Origin of the sequence: Cedecea selenatireducens (genome assembly GCF_042138895.1) — a bacterium.
GTDB classification, from domain to species: domain Bacteria; phylum Pseudomonadota; class Gammaproteobacteria; order Enterobacterales; family Enterobacteriaceae; genus Cedecea; species Cedecea selenatireducens.
In genome coordinates, this window is the sequence record NZ_JBHIKW010000004.1 from 124,252 (window position 1) to 138,302 (window position 14,051).

Genomic DNA, 14,051 nt, shown 5'->3' on the forward strand with positions numbered 1-14,051 from the left:
CTCCCGCCGCGGCGGGAGAGCCACGAAATAACAATAAAGCGTTTAAGAGGTGTCTATGGATTTCAATCACATTGCCCGCGAGCTGATTCCGCTGCTGGGCGGTAAAGAAAACATCGCCAGTGCGGCACACTGCGCCACCCGGCTGCGGCTGGTGCTGGTTGACGATGCGCTCGCAGACCAGCAGGCGATCGGCAAAATTGACGGGGTGAAGGGGTGTTTTCGCAATGCAGGGCAGATGCAGGTCATCTTCGGCACCGGCGTGGTCAACAAGGTGTATGCCGCGTTTATTCAGGCCGCAGGGATCGCGGAGTCCAGCAAGTCAGAGGCGGCTAATCTGGCGGCGAAAAAGCTGAACCCGTTCCAGCGCATAGCGCGTTTGCTGTCGAACATTTTTGTTCCCATCATCCCGGCCATTGTGGCCTCTGGTTTGCTGATGGGGCTGCTGGGGATGGTGAAAACCTACGGCTGGGTTAGCCCGGACAACGCGCTCTATATCATGCTGGATATGTGCAGCTCCGCCGCGTTTATTATCCTGCCTATTCTGATTGGTTTTACGGCCGCCCGCGAGTTCGGCGGCAACCCTTATCTGGGCGCGACGCTGGGCGGGATTTTAACGCACCCGGCGTTAACCAACGCCTGGGGCGTGGCTGCCGGGTTCCACACCATGAACTTCTTCGGGCTGGAAGTGGCGATGATTGGCTACCAGGGCACGGTCTTCCCGGTGCTGCTGGCGGTGTGGTTTATGAGTATTGTTGAAAAACAGCTCCGCCGCGTTATTCCCGATGCGTTAGACCTGATCCTGACCCCGTTCCTCACCGTCATTATTTCCGGTTTTATTGCGCTGCTGATCATCGGCCCGGCCGGACGGGCGCTGGGTGACGGCATCTCGCTGGTACTCAGCACGCTCATTGCACATGCGGGCTGGCTCGCCGGTTTGCTCTTTGGCGGGCTGTATTCGGTGATTGTGATAACGGGCATCCACCACAGCTTCCACGCCATTGAGGCCGGGCTGCTGGGCAACCCGGCTATTGGCGTCAACTTCCTGCTGCCAATCTGGGCAATGGCCAACGTCGCGCAGGGCGGTGCCTGCCTGGCGGTGTGGTTTAAAACCCGGGACGCGAAAATCAAGGCCATCACGCTGCCCTCGGCGTTTTCGGCCATGTTAGGCATTACCGAGGCGGCCATCTTCGGTATCAACCTTCGCTTTGTTAAACCCTTTATTGCAGCGCTTATCGGTGGCGCCGCGGGCGGGGCCTGGGTGGTCTCCGTGCATGTCTACATGACGGCCGTGGGCTTAACCGCGCTGCCGGGCATGGCCATCGTGCAGGCCAGTTCGCTGGTGAATTACATTATCGGCATGGTTATCGCCTTTGGCGTGGCGTTTTCTCTCTCGCTGCTGCTGAAATACAAAGCGGAGTCTGAATAATGACGTTAGATTCCCGCCTGCCCGCCATCTTACTGGCGGTAATGAAAGGCCAGCCAAAGGCCCTGCAGGATACCCACTACCCGCAGTGGCACCACGCCCCGGTGACCGGGTTAATGAACGATCCCAACGGATTCACCTGGTTTGCCGGGCGCTGGCACCTGTTTTATCAGTGGAACCCGCTGGCGGCCGACCACAAGTACAAGTGCTGGGGCCACTGGAGTTCGGCAGATTTAATGCAGTGGCGGCACGAGCCGCTGGCGCTGATGCCGGATGAAGATTACGACCGCAACGGCTGCTACTCAGGCAGCGCCGTAGATAACGCAGGCAGGCTGACGCTGTGCTACACCGGCAACGTTAAGTTTGACGACGGCAGCCGCACGGCCTGGCAGTGCCTCGCCGTAGAAAACAGCGACGGCGGTTTTGACAAAGTGGGCCCGGTTTTGCCGCTGCCTGCGGGCTACAGCGGCCACGTGCGTGACCCGAAGGTCTGGCAGCACGAAGGCGTCTGGTACATGGTGCTGGGCGCTCAGGATCTGCACAAGCAAGGCAAGGTTTTGCTGTTTTCCTCTGCCAACCTGCATGACTGGGAGAGCAGGGGGGAAATCGCCGGTCACGGCGTCAACGGGCTTACGGATGCAGGCTATATGTGGGAATGCCCCGATCTTTTCCCGCTGGACGGTAAACACCTGCTGCTGTGCTGCCCACAGGGGCTTGCCCGCCGGGCTGAACGTTTTCTTAACGTTTACCCGGCGGCATATCTGGTCGGCGACTTTGATTACGCTTCGGCCAAATTTAACCACGGCGAGCTGAACGAGCTGGACGCCGGCTTTGAGTTTTACGCCCCGCAAACGGCGCTGGCTCCGGACGGACGGCGTTTGCTTGTTGGCTGGATGGGCGTACCGGATGGGGAAGAGATGCTGCAGCCAACGCGGGAGCATGGCTGGATCCACCAGATGACCTGCCTGCGGGAGCTGACGCTTAAAAACGGCAAGCTTTATCAGCAGCCGATTGCGGAACTGGCTCAGCTTCGCGAAGCGGAACAGCGCTGGCAGGGCGAAGCCAGCCTGGCACCGGCGCTGGAGGCAAAAAGTCTTGAACTACAGATAGAGCTGAGCGGCGAGCTGGGCATCCATTTTGGCGGCGGCCTGACGCTAGAAGTTACCGGGCAGGGCATTACGCTTCAGCGTCCGGGCCTGGCGACGGGTGAGCCACTATACCGCTACTGGCACGGCAAGGTTTCTTCCCTGCAGATCCTCAGCGACAGCTCGAGCGTAGAGATTTTTATCAATCACGGGGAAGGCGTGATGAGCAGCCGCTATTTTCCACAATCTTCAGAGCGGCTCTCTTTCAACGGTGAGTCGGAGGTCACGTTGCGCTACTGGTCGCTGCGTTCCTGCATGATAGAATGAGGGTTTGGACTAACTGCCACGGTTGCGCTGTGAAAAAAACCAAACGCGTCACGATTAAAGATATTGCCGAACTGGCGGGCGTTTCAAAGGCGACCGCCAGCCTAGTGCTCAATGGACGAGGCAAGGAGCTGAGGGTGGCGCAGGCTACCCGCGAGCGCATCATGACGATTGCGCAACAGCAGCACTACCAGCCGAGCATTCACGCGCGTTCGCTGCGCGACGATCGCAGCCACACCATTGGTCTCGTGGTGCCGGAGATAACCAACTACGGCTTCGCCGTTTTCTCCCACGAGCTGGAAATGCTCTGCCGCGAGGCGGGCGTTCAGCTGCTTATCTCCTGCACGGATGAAAACCCGGGGCAGGAAAACATGGTGGTCAGCAATATGATTGCGCGCCAGGTAGACGGCCTGATTGTTGCTTCGAGCATGCTGAGTGCGGTGGATTACCACAAGCTGAGCGAACAGCTGCCGGTGGTTCTGTTCGACAGGCACATGAACGACACCACGCTGCCTCTGGTTATCACCGATTCTGTGCAACCTACCGCCGAACTGATTGAGCCTATTGCCCGCCAACATGCGGATGAATTTTACTTTCTGGGCGGGCAGTCAAGATTATCGCCAACGAGGGATCGCCTGGAAGGATTCACTCAGGGACTTACCCGCGCAGGCGTTGCGTTGCGCCCGGAGTGGATTATCCACGGCAGCTATCATCCGAGTGCCGGCTATGAGTCTTTTGCCGCACTTTGCGCGCAGCTTGGCCGCCCGCCAAAGGCGCTTTTCACCGCCGCCTGCGGCCTGCTTGAAGGCGTGCTGCGCTACATGAGCCAGCACAACCTGCTGGAAAGCGATATCCATCTGGCAAGCTTTGACGATCACTATCTCTACGACTCGCTGTCGGTGCGAATCGACACCATTCAGCAGGATAACCGCCAGCTGGCTTTTCATTGCTATGAGCTGATTAGCAACCTGATTGACGGGCAGTCGCCGGAGCCTTTGCAGCGCTATCTTCCGGCCAAAATAGTGCGCCGACACCCATAAACCACGCGGTTCATCGTCCACCAGCGCTACTGATGGCCAGGAAACCATAAGCCAAACCGGGTTACGCCAGCCTGACTTTCAACCCGGCAGCGGCCCTGATGCAGCTGCATGATGGAGTTAACGATGGATAACCCAAGCCCGCTCGAGTGCGCCGAGTCGTTACGGGAAGGATCCGCGCGGTAAAAACGATCGAAAATCCTTTCCTGATGCGCAGGGGAAATCGTCTCTCCGCGGTTAATCACCTCGATAGACAGACCTTTATCTGCTGGCGTCGCCTCAATGAGAATCTCGCTACCAGGCTCTGCATAGCGCACCGCGTTAGAAAGCAGGTTCGCCAGCGCCCGGCGCAGCAGCAGGGCATCGGCATATACCGTTCCGCTGGCGCGAATTTGAATCGTTACGTCACGGTCGGCGGCCAGGTCCTCAAAATACTCACCGATACGATGGACCTCTTCGGCAACCTCAATATGAAGCCGCTGGATCTCCTGGTCAGGCTGCTCCGCCTGGGCCAGAAACAGCATGTTGTCGATCATCCGCGACATGCGCTGCAGCTCTTCAAAATTCGAGCCCAGCAGCCGCTGGTAATAAGCGTTGTCCCTCGCGGTGCCCAGGCCGACTTCCGTCTGGCCGAGCAGGGTGGTTATCGGCGTGCGCAGGTCATGGGCCATATCGGCGCTGACCTGTTTTAACTGCTGGAACCCGCGTTCCAGGCGTTCGAGCATGGCATTAATCTGGTCGATCAGCGTATCAAGTTCGGTCGGAACATCCTGCTTATCAAGCCGTGAAGAGAGCGTTTTGGTGCCGATTTTTGCCGTGCGGTCGGCCAGCCTGCGCAAAGGGGAAATGCCACGACGGGCAAAAATCACCGCCAGCACAACGGAGATTGCCGCCATCATCGAGGCAAAGAGAATAATCTTGTTGCGGTACTCTTCCAGGATATGAGTTCTGTCGCTCAGTACGCGCGCCGAGATAATCTCCAGCGGTGGTAAATCGTTGGCAGAAGGGCTAATCGCGGCCATATACACCATCGGCGTGCCGTCCGCGTTATTGGCGTGATGCACGGCCTCAAGCGTCAGCCGCTGGTTGGCAGCAACTGCCGTAACGCCGGGAATCGCGCGCTGCATGGGGTTCACTTCCAGCAGCGTAGCGCCGCCCACATAGCGGATCACCAGCAGGGATTCAGTATTGCCCAGCATATTGGCAAACAAATGGGGCTTTTCGCGGATCAGCTGCCGCGCGTCAAGATCCCTCAGCAGCGTGCTGATCTGGTCCACGCGGGAAACCAGCGCGGCATCGTCGCGTATCGACAGCTGCTGGCGGAGGGCGTAATAAAGCGCGCTGCCCATCACGGTAAAAGCAACCAACGAGAACGCCGCCAGCAGGACGGCCAGGCGAAAGGTCAGCGAGACGCGCTTCATGACTCTTGCTCGCAGCGGTAGCCCACGCCGTGCACGGTATGAATCAGCCGCACAGGAAAGGGATCGTCCACTTTTTGCCGCAGCCTGCGCACCGCGACGTCCACAACGTTGGTGTCGCTATCGAAGTTCATATCCCAGACGCGGGAAGCCAGAAATGTTCTCGACAAAACCTGCCCCGGATGCTGCAGAAAGCACACCAGCAGCTTGAACTCTTTGTTGGTCAAGGTGATGCGTTTACCTTCTCGCTCGCAGCGGAACTTCGCAACGTCCACCACCAGATCCGCCAGCGACAGCACTTCTTCGGCTTCAGCCAGCGGCTGGCCACGGCGTAAAATTATGCGGATCCTTGCCAGCAGTTCGGCAAAGGAGAAAGGTTTCACCAGGTACTCATCGGCGCCCAGCCCAAGCCCGCGTAAACGGTCTTCGAGCGTGCCGCGCGCGCTGAGAAACAGCACCGGCGTCTGGCTGTGGGCGCGTAAACGCTCCATCACCGTCCAGCCGTTCATTTCCGGCAGCATAACGTCCAGCAGAATCAGGTCATAACTTTCTTCCCGCGCCAGATGCAGGCCGTCGATGCCGTTGGCCGCCCAGTCCGCGGTATAGCCCGCTTCGTTCAGCCCGCTGACCAGATAGGAGGCGGTTTTGGCTTCGTCTTCAATGATGAGGATTTTCAAACGGCGGGATCCTGTTAAAAGGAGAGAAAAGGGCGTGCAGGGCGCCCCAGTCTCGTCAGTATAAGATGCGTGAACCTTAGTATCCAGGCACGTGTGCGGCTTTCATGATCAGGTTAGCGACCGCTTCTGGCTGAGAAATCAGCGACACGTGGCTAGACTTCAGCTCAATGGTCTGAGCGTGCATGCGCTTCGCCATGAAACGCTCCAAATCCGGGTTAATGGTGCGGTCTTCGGTAGACACCGCATACCAGGTTGGTTTGTTGTGCCAGGCGGCAACCGTGGTTTTTGCCGTGGTGATGGCTTTACCGATCGGCTGCTGTACTGCGTAATACGCTTCGGCTTCTTTCACCGGCAGGTCACCGGCGAAATCATGCACAAACGCAGACTCGCTCAGCGCGCCGTAGCCTTCATCGCTCCACTTCAGGCCAGCAGAAGCCGGAGCCGCAAGGTATTTTTTGGTGAGCGCCGGGTAGTCTTCACCCGCTTCTGGCGCGCGGGCGGCGATATACACCAGGCCTTTAACTTCAGGCTCATCGCCAGCCTGGCTGATGACCATGCCGCCGTAAGAGTGTGCCACCAGAATAACCGGGCCGTCTTGCTGCGCCAGCGTGCGTTTCACTGCGGCAACATCATTATCCAGAGAGGTAGTTGGGTTCTGTACCGCAGTCACGTGCAAGCCTTTGGCCTGCAGCAGCGGGATAACTTTGCCCCAGCTAGAGCCATCGGCAAACAGGCCGTGCACCAGCACGATATTCTTCACTTCCTGGGGGGCTGGCGTGGTGTCGGCATGAGCGACGGAGCTGCCCAGCACGGCAAGCACGAGAGAGGCGATAGCAGAGAGATGGCGTAATTTCATGGTGTATCCTCAGGATTCAACAAAGGGGGTCACGGCTAATTTAGCGAGCGGAGGCCAACAAAGTGCTGACCTGGAAATGACAAAAAAATGACAAACGGAAAGCCAGGGCTATCAGCCACCACGGGATTTGTTTTCACGGGTGACCATCACGGCGAGCAGCCCGGCCAGCGCAAAAGCGGCGGCAACATAGGGAATGGGGCGAGGCCCGGTCAGGTTTATCAGCAGGCCGCCTGTCAAAGAGCCCAGCCCGATGGCTGCGTTAAAGACCGAGACGTTGACCGAGGTCGCGGCATCGGCGCCGCCTTCCAGGCGAGAAGCTTCTTTAAACACCAGGGTTTGCAACAGTACCGGCAGTGCGCCGTAGGCCGCGCCCCACAGCGCAATGGTGATGAAGATGGCCGTATGGCTGACGGCTGCCGCATTAAGACCGGCAAGACTGGCGGTGAACAGCGCAGCAACAATTCCCAGACTTGTGCGTGGCGCACGGGCGGCAAATGGCCCGACAGCGAAGTTGGTGATAACGCCTGCTGCGCCATAAACCAGCAGCAGCATGCTGATTTGCCCGCCGCTCTGGCCGGCCATTTGCTCAAGGAACGGCGTAATGTAGGTGTAGGCCAGGAAGTTAGCGGTGACCACCAGCGCGGTGATGCCGAAAATACCCAGTAAGGCGCCACTTTTAAACACCGCGGAAATAGCCCCGCGTTTGGCAGATTTGGCGATCCTCACCGCAGGAACTGACCAGGCGATAAGCGTGAAAACCACCAGGCACAAGATACACAGCGCGGCGAACACGGAACGCCAGCCGTAGAAATCACCCAGCATGGTGCCCGCAGGCACGCCCAGCACCGTTGCCAGAGAAACACCGCCAAAAACAACCGACGTTGCCCGCACGGCATTGCGTGAAGCCACCAGATGCACGGCAGTGACCACGGCGGTTGACCAAAATACGCCGATAGCCGCAGCCACCAGAATACGGCCAATGAATACCACAAAGTAATCCGCTGCCAGCCAGGTAATCAGGTTCCCGGCAAAGCAGGCGGCCAGCAGGCCAGCCATCAGCGTTTTGCGGTTAATGTGCCCCAGCAGCCCGGTGAGCGGGGCGGCGGTGAGGGCCACCATAAAAGCAAAAATGGTGACCAGATAACCGGCCACGCCCAGAGAAACGTTGAGTCCGGCGGCCATGCCCGGCAGTACGCCAACCGGCATCAGCTCGGTGCTGACAAAGGTGAAACAGCCGAGGCTGAGCGCCAGCACCGCCGCGATACTGCGGGCCCGGGACACATGCGCGCCATGCGGCGCAGCAATATTTGTACTGCTTGATTGCATAAAACCATCCTGAAAAGGTGAACAGATCGAAATGACGAGCAAATTGTGGCGTCGCGAAGGGCAGAATGCGATAGCATGAAAGGCATAAGACTTATGACCCGGAGTCACCAATGAGAGCATTAAGTTCGCAGTTGCTGGAAGGCGTGGACGTGATGGCGGCGGTTGTCGATACCCTGAGTTTTGGCGCTGCCGCAGAGATGCTGGATATGTCGCAGTCCGGCGTGAGCAGGGCGATTGCCCGCCTTGAAACAAGGCTTGGGATCCGCGTATTTGAGAGAACAACGCGTTCGGTCAGGCTGACCGATGAAGGTCGTGAGTTCTACGAACAGGTAATGCCGCTGATTGCCGCCCTGGCCGACGTTACCGGCGGGGCCGCAGGGGGCAGGCAAAAAATTCGGGGCAGGCTGAGGGTTAACGTTGACCCGCTGTTTGCCAGCCAGGTTTTGGGGCCGCGCCTCGGCGCCTTTATGGATGAAAACCCGAATCTGGAAATTGAGCTTCGCAGCCGTGATGAGCTGGGCGATCTTATCTCGGACGGCTTTGACCTGGCGCTGCGCTTTGGCCACCCTCAGTCTTCGTCACTGATAGCAAGAAAGCTGTTCGACACGCGGGTTTTTGCCATGGCCTCGCCCGAATATTTGCAGCGCTTTGGCCACCCGAAAACGCCTCAGGAGCTTCAGAACGAGCCGCACCGCTGCATTTTATTCCGCGAGCCGCTGACGGGGAAACCGTTCGCCTGGGAGTTTCACCAGGGGAAAAAGAAGCTGATGATCCAGCCCAGAGGCATGCTGACGGTCAACGATGCGGAAACCGCATTCAGCACCTGCCTGGCCGGGCTCGGCGTGGTGCAGATTTTTGAACTCGGCAGCGAGGAATACGTTTCTTCGGGGCGCCTGGTGCCACTCTTCCCGGCGTGGTCAGATCATCGTTTTCCGCTCTACGCCTATTATCCCTCGCGGCACCACGTTCCGGCGAAAACCCGCGCCTTGCTGGACTTTGTCAGCGGGCTGGTGGGTTGAACTTCTTAGGCAAATCAGGCAAAACGGAAATAGATATTTCGTTGGGAAGGAAAAGTGCATATGCAAATACCAGAACTCCATACAGAACGCTTGCTATTAAAGCCATTAGCCGCCGAAGATGCCTCACTGAAAAGAAAGAGTATGTCGTGTGTGATAATCTGATGTCGGTAAAATTCTAATCGGAGGAAATATGCACGGACCAAATCCAATGAACAAACATCCAATGGAAGGATTTCCTCAGGTTTGTTTCATTAAAAATACAGTGACAAATCCAAACATAATTGTGGGTGATTTCACCTATTATGATGATCCTGAGGGGGCTGAGAATTTTGAACGAAATGTTCTCTATCACTTCCCGTTCATAGGCGATAAATTGGTTATTGGTAAGTTTTGCGCTATCGCAAAAGGCGTCCAGTTCATCATGAACGGCGCTAACCACAAACTATCAGGCTTCTCTACCTTCCCGTTTTACATCTTCGGAAATGGATGGGAAAAAGCTATGCCGCAATCCGGCGATCTGCCCTACAAAGGCGACACGGTTATCGGGAACGATGTGTGGATAGGGTATGAAGCACTTATCATGCCTGGCGTAAAAATTGGTAACGGCGCAATTATTTCCTCGCGATCAGTCGTCACAACTGATGTGTCTGCCTATACAGTCGTTGGGGGGAATCCAGCAAAAGTGATAAAGAAACGATTTTCTGATGAAATAGTATCCGAACTGGAAAAATTAGCGTGGTGGGATTGGCCTGTAGAACGGATTACTGAATACCTCACTGCAATAATGTCTAATGATCTTGAAGCACTTCGCAATACCGAATGAATTGGTTTACGGCTGCCATCTTATATTTGGCAACTTCCGCTCCTCGCTCAAAGCAGCGAAACATACAGCCGCCGGGCCTTTCTGGCATTGATGCATGCTATCGAGGAGTCTGACTAGTAACCCCCAGGATTAACGTTCGGCTATCCACAGCAACGGAATCACCGGCAGGGCGAAAATGATAAGGAAAATCGTCAGCTCTTCACTCCAGCCGTAGCCCACTTTAATAACCCCGATCAGCATATTGACCGCCGTAATAAGGCACCACAGCACCGCAAAGCCTCTGGCGATAATCGCCTGGGCTGGCGGGTAGTCAGGGGTAAAAAGCCGAATCAGCAGATAACACCCGCTGGCGAGTAAAAATCCGCTCAACAGAAAGAGAAACGTGCGCATCAAACACTCCAGGAAATGGCCTGCGGCCTAGCTTTTGCCAGATGCAAGATAAGCCGCAGGCCGGGGGTTTACCGTCGGGGAGTAAGCAGGTCGCCTAAGCCAATACGTTGCAAAAACTCTTTGCGGATGCGGTCGGCCACCGCGTTCACCACTTCGGCGCCGTCGTCGGAGGGATCAACGTGCACCCGGAACGGGCGTTTGCCGTCCGGCGCATTCACGATGTCCACCATCGCCGCGGCCACGTCTGCTACGTCTGCATCTTCCGGCTCGCAGGCCGCCAGGCCTTTCAGCGCTTCATCCTCCAGGCCGGCCGTTGGGCCATGTTTTGTGTACGCCTGTTCGCGTTCGGTATCCGCAGGCTTGCCGGAATGCAGGAAATGGTTGGTGCCTTTGGTAAAGGCGCCCGGCACCAGAATAGAGCTTTCAATACCCCAGCGGCTTAGCTCGGCGGCATAGCTCACGGCCACGGCGTCTATTGCGGCTTTGGCGGCAAAATAAGGGGCCAGATAGGGGGGCGTGCCTCCCCTGGTACTGCTGCTGCCGACCCAAAGCACGAGGCCCTTTCTCTGCTGGCGCAAATAAGGCAGAGCCGCCCGGTTAACGCGCTGGGTGCCCAGCACGTTAATGTCAAACAGCTGGCTGAACTGCTCCGGCAGGAAGGCTTCAGCGGGGCCGTAGGACATATGTCCGGCGTTATGAACCACGACGTCGAGCCTGCCGTGTTCCGCAATAATCAGCGCGATGGCCGCATTCGCAGAATCCTGAGACTGCACGTCAAGCTCAACGGCACGGAGATCGACCTCGTGCTGCCGCGCATAATCCTTAAGGCTTTCAACCTGAGGGGCATTGCGGCCCGCGATGTCCCGCATACTGGCGTAGACGGTATGTCCGGCATGGGCGAGGGCGCGAGCGGATAACGCCCCAAAGCCGCTGGACGCCCCGGTTATCAGAATGATTTGCTGCATGGTTTTCTCCAGTTTGCCGCGAAATTTAAGCAAAGCCGCCGTTGACGCGGATAACCTGAGAATTCACCCAGCTGCCGTCCGGACCAGCCAGCGTGGCAACAATGCTGGCAATTTCGTCAGGTGTGCCGATGCGCCCGAGCGGGGCGAGGTTGGCGATGGCCTGGATTTGCTCTTCGGTTTTACCGTTCAGGAATAGATCCGTGCCGGTTGGCCCAGGCGCTACGGCGTTAACGGTAATATTGCGGCCGCGCAGCTCGTTGGCGAGAACGTGAACCAGGCCTTCAACACCGGCCTTAGAGGCAATGTAAGGGCCGTATGCCGGGAAGGATTTCGCGATAACGCTGGTTGAAAGGGCAATAATGCGGCCGCCTTCGTTCAGTGATTCGGCGGCATTAGCCAGCACCATAAACGCGCCGCGCAGGTTTGTGTTGATGACTTTGTCAAACTCAGCGAGGCCGGCTGGCGTGATTTTCACCATCGGCATAATCCCTGCGCTGTGCACCACTACATCGAGCTGGTTATTAACGGCTTTCGCTTCGGCAAACAGGCGAGCGACATCGCTTTCGGATGAGACATCGGCCTGGATCGCCACGGCTTCACCGCCGCTGGCCTTAATCGCCTGCACCGTTTCATCGGCGCTGGCTTTGTTACCGGCATAGTTGACGATGACGGTGAAGCCGTCGCGAGCCAGTCTTTCGGCAATAGCCCGGCCAATCCCACGGGAAGCGCCGGTCACCAGGGCAGTTTTCTTTGCAGTTGTCATGTTGTTCTCCAGATGCTGTGAGTGGGTCGCCCCGAGTGGGCGTGGGTGCATTGTTAATGTTTTTGAATTCGGGATAAATGGTGCTAATTTGATTAGATAATTTCGTTTTGGTTAATAATAGATGGATAAATTCGATACGTTGCAGCTGTTCACCCGCATTGTTGAGCTGGGCAGTTTCAGCCAGGCCGCAGACCAGCTTGGCATCCCGAGAGCCACGGCAAGCAATGCGATTAAAGAGCTGGAGAGCCAGCTTGGCTGCCGCCTGCTGGAACGGACTACCCGCCACGTGCGAGCTTCCCAGGACGGCAAAGCGTATTACCAGCGCTGCGTATATATTCTGGCAGAGCTGAATGATGCAGAGGCCGCGCTGCGACCGGTGGTCACCAGGCCTCGTGGAATTTTGCGCATCGACCTGCAGGGAACGCATGCGTCACAGATAGTTCTTCCGCTGCTGGATGAGTTTCATCGCCGTTACCCGGACATCGAGCTGATTATCAGCAGCGGCGACAGGCTGGTTGATCTGGTTCGTGAGGGGATCGACTGCGTGGTGCGAGCCGGTAAGCTGCAGGATTCTTCGCTGGTTGCGCGCCACCTGGCGGATTTGCCGCAAATTGTGTGCGCCAGCCCGGATTATCTGGCGTCATTTGGTGTACCTGAGCATCCGGACGATCTCGAGCATCACCAGTGTGTAAACTTCTTCTCGACCACGGGCGGCCTGAATTATCCCTTCGAATTCATCATCGATAACGAGCGGCGAGCCTTCTCGCCCAAAGGCTGGGTGACGGTCAACGAAGCGGAAAATTATGTTATCTGCGCCCTGCGGGGCTGCGGCCTGGTTCAGATCCCGCGTTACCACGTCGAACAGGCGCTGACTGCAGGTCGGCTGGTTGAAGTGATGAGCGACTGGCAAAGTCCGGCCATCGCTGTTTCTGCGGTGTATACCCAAAACCGGCAGCTTTCTCCGCGAGTACGCGTGTTTATCGACTGGCTGAAAGAGATTTATAGCTCGAGGTTTCCTGCGGTGGGTTAGTGCCTGGCTGGCCAGGCACTGAGTACCGGCTAAATAGGTTCAAACGGCAGGCCCAGCGAGTGAACGAACGTTTTCATCTGCGGGTACCACAGTCTGACGCCGGCCTTGCTGTCGGCAAAGTCATGGGAGTTTTTCCCGAAGGTACCGATATCAACCATTCGGGCTCGGTTTGCAGCCCCGGAGGCCTGGCTTGTGTAGGCGCTGAACATCTGCTGCGGCAGCGGCTGCGGCCAAAGTTCATCGTTATCGCCGTAGAACCAAAGCGACGGGTAACGCGCCCGTTGCCCGATACTGTCGTAGGCGTTCACCAAGTTTTGCTGCCAGCCTGCGCAGGTTTTCATGCGTAGCCCGCCGGAAAAGTTAATCACGCCCAGTACGCCGGGAATTTGCCGGGTACTCAGGGCCATGGTCACCAGCCCGCCATCAGACTGACCGGCAACCACGATGCGTGTGCGATCGACATACGGCAACTTTACCAGCGCACTGAGGGCGGCGGCAGAATCTTTGGCCTCGTCAAACGCGTGGCGGCGAACGTCGCATCCGTCGCGCGGATACTGCCCGCCTGATGCCGCGAAGCCTTCCCGCATAGGTATGGCAACCACAAACCCGCGGTGAACAAATACCGAGGCAATTTCAAGGTGACGTGAACGAGGCTGCGTGCGGGCGTTGCCGGGATTTTTGCCGTGATTCATTAACAGCAGAGGGAAAGGACCGTTGCCCGGAGGCTTGTAGAGCGTGGTTTCGAGCTCAACGATTTTCCCGTCAGTTTCGACCGGCAGCATCACAACCTGTTCGTTGAGTCGGCGATCCAGCCGCATTGATGAAGCAGAAGCGTCAGGGGCAGAGCGGCAGCCGCTGAGGGTGAGGAATAGCACCGAAACTGCGATGCTTTTGAGAGCCATTCCGGAGCGCTTT

At 57.4% G+C, this 14,051-nt stretch carries 14 protein-coding genes; 6 read left to right on the forward strand and 8 right to left on the reverse strand.

Annotated features, from left to right (window positions below; all coding sequences use genetic code 11):
- Window positions 1-55: 55 nt before the first annotated feature.
- From ACE38U_RS08415 to ACE38U_RS08425, 3 genes are read left to right on the forward strand one after another with little or no spacing between them, the layout of a single operon-like run.
- Window positions 56-1,426: a sucrose-specific PTS transporter subunit IIBC gene (locus tag ACE38U_RS08415; protein WP_375529498.1), complete on the forward strand. Its 1,371-nt coding sequence runs from the start codon at window positions 56-58 to the stop codon at window positions 1,424-1,426.
- On the forward strand, window positions 1,426-2,835 hold the full coding sequence (locus tag ACE38U_RS08420) for a sucrose-6-phosphate hydrolase (RefSeq protein WP_375529499.1): 1,410 nt from the start codon (window positions 1,426-1,428) through the stop codon (window positions 2,833-2,835). The genes ACE38U_RS08415 and ACE38U_RS08420 overlap by 1 nt, the downstream gene beginning before the upstream one ends.
- 29 nt (window positions 2,836-2,864) lie before the next feature.
- Window positions 2,865-3,872, forward strand: coding sequence for a LacI family DNA-binding transcriptional regulator (locus tag ACE38U_RS08425; RefSeq protein WP_038472300.1), 1,008 nt, complete (start codon window positions 2,865-2,867; stop codon window positions 3,870-3,872).
- 26 nt (window positions 3,873-3,898) lie between these two features.
- Here the strand turns inward: ACE38U_RS08425 and ACE38U_RS08430 are convergent, their stop codons facing one another.
- The 4 genes from ACE38U_RS08430 to ACE38U_RS08445 all read right to left on the reverse strand — a co-directional run bounded on the left by ACE38U_RS08430 (window position 3,899) and on the right by ACE38U_RS08445 (window position 8,146).
- Entirely contained in the window at window positions 3,899-5,290 is a 1,392-nt protein-coding gene (locus ACE38U_RS08430; protein WP_375529500.1) for a heavy metal sensor histidine kinase, read from the reverse strand.
- Window positions 5,287-5,964, reverse strand: a complete 678-nt coding sequence (locus ACE38U_RS08435; protein ID WP_038472304.1) for a heavy metal response regulator transcription factor — start codon at window positions 5,962-5,964, stop codon at window positions 5,287-5,289. The genes ACE38U_RS08430 and ACE38U_RS08435 overlap by 4 nt, the downstream gene beginning before the upstream one ends.
- Window positions 5,965-6,040: 76 nt before the next feature.
- Window positions 6,041-6,820 (reverse strand): alpha/beta fold hydrolase, encoded by a 780-nt coding sequence (locus tag ACE38U_RS08440; RefSeq protein WP_375529501.1) that lies wholly within the window; start codon window positions 6,818-6,820, stop codon window positions 6,041-6,043.
- Between the two features lie 111 nt (window positions 6,821-6,931).
- On the reverse strand, window positions 6,932-8,146 hold the full coding sequence (locus ACE38U_RS08445) for an MFS transporter (protein ID WP_375529502.1): 1,215 nt from the start codon (window positions 8,144-8,146) through the stop codon (window positions 6,932-6,934).
- 110 nt (window positions 8,147-8,256) lie between these two features.
- On the opposite strand from ACE38U_RS08445, the gene ACE38U_RS08450 reads away from it, so the two are divergent.
- Together ACE38U_RS08450 and ACE38U_RS08455 are read left to right on the forward strand one after the other, a co-directional pair.
- On the forward strand, window positions 8,257-9,165 hold the full coding sequence (locus tag ACE38U_RS08450; RefSeq protein ID WP_375529503.1) for a LysR family transcriptional regulator: 909 nt from the start codon (window positions 8,257-8,259) through the stop codon (window positions 9,163-9,165).
- A 190-nt stretch (window positions 9,166-9,355) separates the two neighbouring features.
- Complete coding sequence (locus ACE38U_RS08455; RefSeq protein ID WP_038472312.1) at window positions 9,356-9,988, forward strand: Vat family streptogramin A O-acetyltransferase; 633 nt, start codon at window positions 9,356-9,358, stop codon at window positions 9,986-9,988.
- Window positions 9,989-10,117: 129 nt separating this feature from the next.
- Here the strand turns inward: ACE38U_RS08455 and ACE38U_RS08460 are convergent, their stop codons facing one another.
- The 3 genes from ACE38U_RS08460 to ACE38U_RS08470 all read right to left on the reverse strand — a co-directional run bounded on the left by ACE38U_RS08460 (window position 10,118) and on the right by ACE38U_RS08470 (window position 12,106).
- The gene (locus ACE38U_RS08460) at window positions 10,118-10,378 is read right to left on the reverse strand and encodes a hypothetical protein (RefSeq protein ID WP_375529504.1); all 261 of its coding nucleotides are present in this window, start codon (window positions 10,376-10,378) and stop codon (window positions 10,118-10,120) included.
- A gap of 68 nt (window positions 10,379-10,446) precedes the next feature.
- Window positions 10,447-11,343 (reverse strand): SDR family NAD(P)-dependent oxidoreductase, encoded by an 897-nt coding sequence (locus tag ACE38U_RS08465; protein WP_375529505.1) that lies wholly within the window; start codon window positions 11,341-11,343, stop codon window positions 10,447-10,449.
- A 25-nt stretch (window positions 11,344-11,368) separates the two neighbouring features.
- Window positions 11,369-12,106 carry an SDR family oxidoreductase gene (locus tag ACE38U_RS08470; protein ID WP_038472317.1) on the reverse strand — a complete coding sequence of 246 codons (738 nt, stop codon included), beginning with the start codon at window positions 12,104-12,106 and terminating at the stop codon, window positions 11,369-11,371.
- Window positions 12,107-12,227: 121 nt separating this feature from the next.
- Here ACE38U_RS08470 and ACE38U_RS08475 point away from each other — a divergent pair, with 121 nt between their 5' ends.
- Window positions 12,228-13,136 carry a LysR family transcriptional regulator gene (locus tag ACE38U_RS08475; RefSeq protein WP_176982538.1) on the forward strand — a complete coding sequence of 303 codons (909 nt, stop codon included), beginning with the start codon at window positions 12,228-12,230 and terminating at the stop codon, window positions 13,134-13,136.
- A 29-nt stretch (window positions 13,137-13,165) separates the two neighbouring features.
- Here the strand turns inward: ACE38U_RS08475 and ACE38U_RS08480 are convergent, their stop codons facing one another.
- Window positions 13,166-14,038, reverse strand: a complete 873-nt coding sequence (locus ACE38U_RS08480; RefSeq protein WP_255483414.1) for a dienelactone hydrolase family protein — start codon at window positions 14,036-14,038, stop codon at window positions 13,166-13,168.
- Between the last annotated feature and the right edge of the window lie 13 nt (window positions 14,039-14,051).

What these genes read in the sequence shown, in the direction of transcription:
- ACE38U_RS08480 (WP_255483414.1), bottom strand. Translation starts at nt 14,038, where the DNA reads ATGGCTCTCAAAAGCATCGCAGTTTCGGTGCTATTCCTCACCCTCAGC.
- ACE38U_RS08445 (WP_375529502.1), bottom strand. Translation starts at nt 8,146, where the DNA reads ATGCAATCAAGCAGTACAAATATTGCTGCGCCGCATGGCGCGCATGTG.
- ACE38U_RS08465 (WP_375529505.1), bottom strand. Translation starts at nt 11,343, where the DNA reads ATGCAGCAAATCATTCTGATAACCGGGGCGTCCAGCGGCTTTGGGGCG.
- ACE38U_RS08440 (WP_375529501.1), bottom strand. Translation starts at nt 6,820, where the DNA reads ATGAAATTACGCCATCTCTCTGCTATCGCCTCTCTCGTGCTTGCCGTG.
- ACE38U_RS08475 (WP_176982538.1), top strand. Translation starts at nt 12,228, where the DNA reads ATGGATAAATTCGATACGTTGCAGCTGTTCACCCGCATTGTTGAGCTG.
- ACE38U_RS08450 (WP_375529503.1), top strand. Translation starts at nt 8,257, where the DNA reads ATGAGAGCATTAAGTTCGCAGTTGCTGGAAGGCGTGGACGTGATGGCG.
- ACE38U_RS08470 (WP_038472317.1), bottom strand. Translation starts at nt 12,106, where the DNA reads ATGACAACTGCAAAGAAAACTGCCCTGGTGACCGGCGCTTCCCGTGGG.
- ACE38U_RS08455 (WP_038472312.1), top strand. Translation starts at nt 9,356, where the DNA reads ATGCACGGACCAAATCCAATGAACAAACATCCAATGGAAGGATTTCCT.
- ACE38U_RS08420 (WP_375529499.1), top strand. Translation starts at nt 1,426, where the DNA reads ATGACGTTAGATTCCCGCCTGCCCGCCATCTTACTGGCGGTAATGAAA.
- ACE38U_RS08415 (WP_375529498.1), top strand. Translation starts at nt 56, where the DNA reads ATGGATTTCAATCACATTGCCCGCGAGCTGATTCCGCTGCTGGGCGGT.
- ACE38U_RS08430 (WP_375529500.1), bottom strand. Translation starts at nt 5,290, where the DNA reads ATGAAGCGCGTCTCGCTGACCTTTCGCCTGGCCGTCCTGCTGGCGGCG.
- ACE38U_RS08460 (WP_375529504.1), bottom strand. Translation starts at nt 10,378, where the DNA reads ATGCGCACGTTTCTCTTTCTGTTGAGCGGATTTTTACTCGCCAGCGGG.